Origin of the sequence: Leucobacter fengyongliangi (assembly GCF_050971685.1) — a bacterium.
Lineage (GTDB): Bacteria > Actinomycetota > Actinomycetes > Actinomycetales > Microbacteriaceae > Leucobacter.
Window position 1 is genome coordinate 1 of record NZ_JBPCEU010000026.1, and the last position, 5,208, is coordinate 5,208.

A 5,208-nucleotide genomic window follows, 5' to 3' on the forward strand; every position below is an offset into this window, starting at 1 on the left:
GGTCAAGTCCCGTGGAGTGGTGTAACCGTTTCGTGATCCTTCAAGGATGTGGGGGCTAGTTTTCGTTGTGATTGCAGATGCTCGCGACGAGCTCACTCACGGTGTCGGAGTACAGCCCAGGAGTGGGGGCGCTCATGCTGCGGCCCCGAGCTCGGGGAGCTCATGGTGCTGGCCGATAGTGTCGGTACCCACGAGCGTGAGGCGGCACCTCGCGAGAACGTCAAGACCGAGGTAACGACGACCCTCGGCCCATTCGTCAGACTGCTCCGCAAGAACGGCCCCGACGAGGCGGGTGATCGCGGCCCGGTTCGGGAAGATCCCCACCACATCGGTCCTGCGGCGGATCTCACGGTTCAGGCGCTCGTTCGGGTTATTCGACCAGATCTGCTGCCACACATCTTTCGGGAACGTGGTGAACGCGAGAATGTCAGCCCGGGCAGCATCGAGGTGGTCGTGCACTTCGGGGAGTTTGTCCTCGACGTAGTCCAGGAGCCGGTCGAATTGGGCCTCAACACTTTTCTGGTCGGGTTGGTCGTACACGGAATGCAGCATCGCTTTCACCGCCGGCCACATGCTCTTCGGGGTCACTGACATCAGGTTCGCAGCGTAGTGCGTGCGACACCGTTGCCACGACGTCCCAGGGAAGTTCGCGCGCATCGCTTCAACGAGGCCAGCGTGCGCGTCAGAGGTGATGAGTTTCACCCCGGTGAGGCCGCGCGCGACAAGGTCTGCGAAGAACCCGTTCCACGCCATCGTGGTCTCCGCGGTCGCCACTTGCATGCCCAGGACTTCCCGATGCCCGTCAGCGTTCACCCCGGTCGCGACGAGCACCATGGTGTTGATCACCCGCCCGCCCTCACGCACTTTCATCGTGAGTGCGTCGCACGCGACGAACGTGAACGGGCCGGCCTCACCTAACGGCCTCGTGCGAAACTCACGCACATGCTCGTCCATATCGGCGGCCATTCGGGAGACCTGCGACTTCGACAGGGAATGGATGCCAAGGGTCTTCACGAGTTTGTCCATCCGCCTCGTTGAGACGCCAGCGAGGTAGGCGTCAGCGACGACGGTGATCATCGCCGCTTCTGAGCGTTTGCGACGTTCGAGGAGCCACTCGGGGAAGTACGTGCCGGAGCGGAGCTTCGGGATCGCGACGTCTATGGTTCCGACACGCGTATCGAGTTCACGGGTGCGGTATCCGTTGCGGGAATTCACTCGGTCAGCAGAGGGCTTCCCGTACTCGGCGCCGCAGATCGCATCTGCTTCGGCTGAGAGGAGGGTGTTGATCATGGTTTGCAGCAGGGTGCGCATCAGATCCGGTGATGCGTCGCCCAGCGCGTTGGTGAGGACGGTGGCAGGGTCGACAATAGAGGGAGTGGTCATCGGTGTGACGCCTTTCGAGTGGGATGTGAGAGTTTCCTCGAAGGAAGATCCCGGTGGCCACGCTGACGTTTACTGGCCGGGATCGTTACACCACTCTACGGGGCACTACTACTTCCGCAGCATTTCGTAGACCTCATCGTCGTAGGCGCGGGTGCGCTGGAGGTCGGCGTCCCAGAAGGACACCCCGGAACGAAGGCGATCGGCGACGTGCCCGATCCTGTGATCGCTGATCGGCCCGGCAGGTGTCGGACCTTGACCAGGAATTCCCCCATACAATGCTCCCCCTCGGCCGAGCCCAGGGCTCGACCGACCCCTTCGAGCGAGCAGGCCCCGCAACGCCCACGGCACGGAGAAAGGATGGAGCCGGGAGGCCCCGAAGCGTGGGATCGGCTGAACCCTGGGGCACCATGCGCGCCAGCCCCCTCTTGCCTGCCGTCGACTGGAAGAGCCCCACGACCGGCTCGATCTGGCCGGCGCATGCTCGAGCGGTACGGCAAGTGGAATACGGCAAGCTCTTCAGTCGGTGGGCGGCGGCCGGGTGTGGGAGCGTCTGATCGACGAACTGACGAAGGATTGAGACACTCAGTACCTGATGCTAAGCTCGACCGTGGTGCGAGCTCACAAGCAGGCGACGACAGGCCGGGGTTCCAGCACAGAAAAGAGTGGCCTCAATCCGGCTGTGGGGCGTCCCCGAGGCGGACCTTCACTAAGGCGGTGTGGGGTGCCAGTTGGGGACGAAACCTGGGCCCGGCCCGTATCTGTCGGCCGGACCCCATCTCCCGCAAGCATCAGGCCGCTGGGATCTTCCGCGACGGGTTCAGCAATTGGGGCCGCCGAGCGACCCATGGCAGCGCCCCTTCCAACTGCGCGGCCACCTGAAGGAGGAGGTCCTCGCGTCCATAGGCCGCGACGATCTGCACCCCAATCGGCATCCCATCGCTAGACATGCCGATGGGGAGGGAGATAGCCGGCTGCCCCGAAACGTTGAAGGGAACGGTGAAGGCCAGCATCCGCAGACTGCCCGAGATAAAGGCGGACTGACGCCCTTCCAAGTCGGTTCCCTTGGCGAGCATGAGTTCCCCAATTTCCGGCGTCTGACGCGTTACAGTCGGCAAGATCAGGAGGTCCCAACCCGCCTCCCACCAACGCTCCACCTTCCCAGCGTAGTATCGAAGCTCGTCCACGCACGCGGCGAAGGCGCGCCCCGTGACTTGGTCTGCGCGTTTGACCATTTCCCAACTGGTCCACTCAACGTCATCCTCCGTCAGCGGCCGGCCGATCAGTTCTCCGTTGCGTTCGATCTCTCGCGCGATCACGACGTCGGTGATCGGCGAGAGGTCCTTGAGGAAGGACCGATCGCCGAGCGCCTCTGGGTAGGCGTCGTTCACGTCATGGCCGAGCGCGGCAAGCGCCGCAGCGGCGCCCCGTGCCGCCGCGGCGCATTCCGGATCCAGAGCGAAGTCGCCAACGGGGTTGTGGGTCAGGACCCCCACGCGGAGACTGCCCGGATTCTCGCTTATGCTCTGGGCGTAGGGCCGTGACGCTGTCGGTGCGCAGAACGTGTCGCCCGGCCGATGGCCGCTGACGACGTCCAGTAACGCCGCGATGTCCCGCACGCTTCGCGCAAAGAGGCCTTCATGGGCGGTTCCTGCGACGTTGTCTGAATCAGTGACCAAGGGGCCTGGGGATATCCGCCCACGCGTCGGCTTGAGGCCGACGACGCCGCAGACGCTGGCAGGTATGCGCACGGAACCTGCCGCGTCATTGCCGTGCGCAACCGGTGACAGAGCCGCGGCTACCGCAGCCCCTGAGCCGCCGCTGGATCCGCCAACCGACCGTCCGAGGTTCCAAGGGTTCCGAGTGGCGCCCCACGCTTCGGGCTCCGTCGTTATCTGGTTGCCCATCTCCGGTGTATTCGTTTTGCCGAGCAAAACGAACCCCGCCGCGCGCATCCGCTGCACGAAATAGGCATCGTGGTCGGCTCTGTAGCCGGACTCTTTCATGCCTTTGATGCTGGACGTGTTGATATCGCCTTGGCTCACGACGGTGAGGTCCTTCAGAAGATAGGGCACGCCAGCGAAGGGCCCGGAGGCCAACTCGCTCTCACGCCGCGCCTTCTCAAAGAGCGGGATGATGACGGCATTGATCTCTGGGTTCACAGCTTGGACATGAGCGATCGTCGCCTCCAGCAGTTCGGTCCGGCTTATCTCTCCCGAGCGCACGAGTTCGGCCTGGGCCGTCGCATCCTGCCAAAGGTCCACCTTGCTCACTGTCGCGCTCCTTCTGCTGGTCTAAGCCGCGTGGACAATAACCTACCGCGACAGCTCCGGCGGGTCAAGTCCCGTGGAGTGGTGTAACCGTTTCGTGATCCTTCAAGGATGTGGGGGCTAGTTTTCGTTGTGATTGCAGATGCTCGCGACGAGCTCACTCACGGTGTCGGAGTACAGCCCAGGAGTGGGGGCGCTCATGCTGCGGCCCCGAGCTCGGGGAGCTCATGGTGCTGGCCGATAGTGTCGGTACCCACGAGCGTGAGGCGGCACCTCGCGAGAACGTCAAGACCGAGGTAACGACGACCCTCGGCCCATTCGTCAGACTGCTCCGCAAGAACGGCCCCGACGAGGCGGGTGATCGCGGCCCGGTTCGGGAAGATCCCCACCACATCGGTCCTGCGGCGGATCTCACGGTTCAGGCGCTCGTTCGGGTTATTCGACCAGATCTGCTGCCACACATCTTTCGGGAACGTGGTGAACGCGAGAATGTCAGCCCGGGCAGCATCGAGGTGGTCGTGCACTTCGGGGAGTTTGTCCTCGACGTAGTCCAGGAGCCGGTCGAATTGGGCCTCAACACTTTTCTGGTCGGGTTGGTCGTACACGGAATGCAGCATCGCTTTCACCGCCGGCCACATGCTCTTCGGGGTCACTGACATCAGGTTCGCAGCGTAGTGCGTGCGACACCGTTGCCACGACGTCCCAGGGAAGTTCGCGCGCATCGCTTCAACGAGGCCAGCGTGCGCGTCAGAGGTGATGAGTTTCACCCCGGTGAGGCCGCGCGCGACAAGGTCTGCGAAGAACCCGTTCCACGCCATCGTGGTCTCCGCGGTCGCCACTTGCATGCCCAGGACTTCCCGATGCCCGTCAGCGTTCACCCCGGTCGCGACGAGCACCATGGTGTTGATCACCCGCCCGCCCTCACGCACTTTCATCGTGAGTGCGTCGCACGCGACGAACGTGAACGGGCCGGCCTCACCTAACGGCCTCGTGCGAAACTCACGCACATGCTCGTCCATATCGGCGGCCATTCGGGAGACCTGCGACTTCGACAGGGAATGGATGCCAAGGGTCTTCACGAGTTTGTCCATCCGCCTCGTTGAGACGCCAGCGAGGTAGGCGTCAGCGACGACGGTGATCATCGCCGCTTCTGAGCGTTTGCGACGTTCGAGGAGCCACTCGGGGAAGTACGTGCCGGAGCGGAGCTTCGGGATCGCGACGTCTATGGTTCCGACACGCGTATCGAGTTCACGGGTGCGGTATCCGTTGCGGGAATTCACTCGGTCAGCAGAGGGCTTCCCGTACTCGGCGCCGCAGATCGCATCTGCTTCGGCTGAGAGGAGGGTGTTGATCATGGTTTGCAGCAGGGTGCGCATCAGATCCGGTGATGCGTCGCCCAGCGCGTTGGTGAGGACGGTGGCAGGGTCGACAATAGAGGGAGTGGTCATCGGTGTGACGCCTTTCGAGTGGGATGTGAGAGTTTCCTCGAAGGAAGATCCCGGTGGCCACGCTGACGTTTACTGGCCGGGATCGTTACACCACTCTACGGGGCACTACT

Annotated in this window: 3 protein-coding genes; all 3 read right to left on the reverse strand. The window is 63.4% G+C overall.

What is annotated here, in order from left to right; all coding sequences use genetic code 11:
• Positions 1–132: 132 nt before the first annotated feature.
• The gene (locus ACR0R4_RS12980; RefSeq protein WP_193591830.1) at positions 133–1,383 is read right to left on the reverse strand and encodes an IS256 family transposase; all 1,251 of its coding nucleotides are present in this window, start codon (positions 1,381–1,383) and stop codon (positions 133–135) included.
• A gap of 788 nt (positions 1,384–2,171) precedes the next feature.
• On the reverse strand, positions 2,172–3,653 hold the full coding sequence (gene nylA, locus ACR0R4_RS12985; protein WP_433647797.1) for a 6-aminohexanoate-cyclic-dimer hydrolase: 1,482 nt from the start codon (positions 3,651–3,653) through the stop codon (positions 2,172–2,174).
• 194 nt (positions 3,654–3,847) lie between these two features.
• Positions 3,848–5,098, reverse strand: coding sequence for an IS256 family transposase (locus ACR0R4_RS12990; protein ID WP_193591830.1), 1,251 nt, complete (start codon positions 5,096–5,098; stop codon positions 3,848–3,850).
• Positions 5,099–5,208 lie beyond the last annotated feature (110 nt).